The sequence below is a fragment of the Flavobacterium sp. genome, assembly GCF_965657075.1.
GTDB lineage: Bacteria > Bacteroidota > Bacteroidia > Flavobacteriales > Flavobacteriaceae > Flavobacterium.
Genome location: NZ_CBFHMV010000005.1, coordinates 146,579 through 146,910, shown reverse-complemented (window position 1 = coordinate 146,910; position 332 = coordinate 146,579). Strand labels below are relative to the sequence as shown.

Genomic DNA, 332 nt, shown 5'->3' with positions numbered 1-332 from the left:
CTGGCCAACGGGTTAATATTCCCGAACTACTGGTAATTGTGATGGGGTGACGGAGTGATGAAAGCACCGCGAACTGACGGAATAGTTCGTTGAAGTACCTACCTATAAGAACCGCAGGCAAATCCACGGATCTTGGGGAAATACGATAGTACTCGGAGGCTTCGGCTAAAGAGATAGTGTGCCTAAGGGCTTCCAAGAAAAACCTCTAAACTTAGATTAACAGTACCCGTACCGTAAACCGACACAGGTAGTCGAGGAGAGAATCCTAAGGTGCTCGAGAGATTCATGGCTACGGAATTAGGCAAAATAGACCCGTAACTGCGGGAGAAGGG

At 48.2% G+C, this 332-nt stretch carries 1 rRNA gene (cut by a window edge); it reads left to right on the top strand.

The window, feature by feature from the left end:
• A 23S ribosomal RNA gene (locus tag ACTF56_RS05665) occupies window positions 1–332 on the top strand; its annotated part runs 988 nt beyond the window's last position; the annotation flags it as partial.